We start from the raw sequence: 1,618 nt of genomic DNA, 5'->3' as shown, positions 1-1,618 counted from the left end.
AAAATTTGCCCAACTATATCATTCATAAAGGCAGAAAAAGCAACTAGATTGATATTAATTGCCAGCAATAATATTTCTATTGATAACAGTATGTTGATTATGCTCTTACGGTTGATGAAAATACCGCACACCCCAATAGTGAACAAAATAGCAGCAACTATCAAAAAGTGATTTAATCCTATTTCCATTCTACTCCTTTTCCAAATTTAGCCTTAATCAATTTTACAGATGAAGATTGTGTCAATTGCTTTAATACATTCTGTTTTTTAACTCCTTTTTTCTTGTCTTGCAAAGTAAGAGCAATTGCACCAACAATTGCAACAAGCAGCAGAATGCCAGAGAGATGAAAAGCGTACATGCAGTCAGTGTAGAGCAAATTACCGATAGCTTTCACGTTATTGGTATTATAGTTTATAAGATCGCTTATATTTGGTGCTGAGCTGCGGATTACAAAGCTGATAATCAAAAAAAACACAATACACAACATAGCACCAAGAGTGAAATGCTTTGCAAAACCCTGGCGCAACCTTATGTAGTCAACATCGAGCATCATAACTACAAAGAGAAACAACACCGCAACCGCACCGATGTATACTATCAGCACCATCATAGCAATGAATTCAGCTCCAAGGAGAATGAAAAGCACTGCAGAGTTAACGAAGGTGAAAATTAAAAATAATACTGCATGCACAGGATTTCTTACACTAATTACGCATACAGCAGATAAAATGCTTAGAATTGCAAAAAAATAAAAGAAAAAAGGCATTGATACTTTAACTGCAACAATAGTTACTAATTTAAAGTAACTATTGTTGTAAAGTCAATATTATATTAAACGTTTGAAAACATTGTACTGCAAAGCTCCAGCTCCATTTTAAATTGTTATATAGAGCATTTTCTCAGTAATGCAATAAACCTTTAAAAACCTTGTTCTTGACAACTTTAATTTATTAACGTATAATATATGTATGTTAGTAATTAATGGCGGCTTTAAAATGTACAACATATTTGGTTATTTTCAAAGTAATAACACTTGTAATACACAAAGTGGTAAATTAAATAGAGAAAGTTATCAGTACACTACAAGAGACTATGTGACAATTTACTTTAATAACACACCAGCCAGTTTAGGTAGATCATTGAGAGAATTGAAAGAAAAAGCGTATGGATTTATGTATGATATCGGAACTTGGTTGAAAGAAACATATGAAAATCTCACTGAACGACCTGCAACGCATAATCACTATACCCCAAAAGAAAAACCCCTTTTTGAAGAAATAGGAGTGGAGGAACCAGATCGTACATATAAGCCATTCCGAACTCCACCTATCCACCCAACAACTGGTGCCGATGACTTAAATCAAGTTGTTGTTACTCAGCATACACTTGAAACTACCCCAACAAGATAGATCTACGTTTAAATATGTAGTACTTGAGTGAAGCATTCTTTAACTGTTCCATTCAATAAAACCTTTACAATATTTCAATCATAGCTTTAACTTTACGAAGTTATAATCTATAGGGCTACGATGAACGATTACCTCTCACTGCTAAATCCAGAACAACAATCAACTGTAACTTACATAGATGGACCAGTTTTGATACTGGCAGGAGCCGG

3 protein-coding genes are annotated in these 1,618 nt (G+C 33.9%); 1 reads left to right on the top strand and 2 read right to left on the bottom strand.

Features of this window, described 5'->3' with window-relative positions; all coding sequences use genetic code 11:
- Together nuoK and WGMM_RS04670 are read right to left on the bottom strand one after the other, a co-directional pair.
- Positions 1 to 188, bottom strand: a 188-nt coding sequence (gene nuoK, locus WGMM_RS04675; RefSeq protein WP_038250788.1) for an NADH-quinone oxidoreductase subunit NuoK, incomplete at its 3' end; no start/stop codon positions are given.
- The gene (locus tag WGMM_RS04670) at positions 179 to 766 is read right to left on the bottom strand and encodes an NADH-quinone oxidoreductase subunit J (protein WP_038250785.1); all 588 of its coding nucleotides are present in this window, start codon (positions 764 to 766) and stop codon (positions 179 to 181) included. The genes nuoK and WGMM_RS04670, both read right to left, overlap by 10 nt.
- A 202-nt stretch (positions 767 to 968) precedes the next feature.
- Between WGMM_RS04670 and WGMM_RS04665 the strand changes: the two genes are divergently transcribed.
- A complete protein-coding gene (locus WGMM_RS04665) occupies positions 969 to 1,409 on the top strand; it encodes a WD_0964 family protein (protein WP_458694882.1) in 441 nt (146 codons plus the stop codon).
- Positions 1,410 to 1,618 lie beyond the last annotated feature (209 nt).

The organism is Wolbachia endosymbiont of Glossina morsitans morsitans (genome assembly GCF_000689175.1).
Classification (GTDB): Bacteria; Pseudomonadota; Alphaproteobacteria; order Rickettsiales; family Anaplasmataceae; genus Wolbachia; species Wolbachia pipientis.
This window is presented reverse-complemented; position numbering and strand designations above follow the sequence as displayed.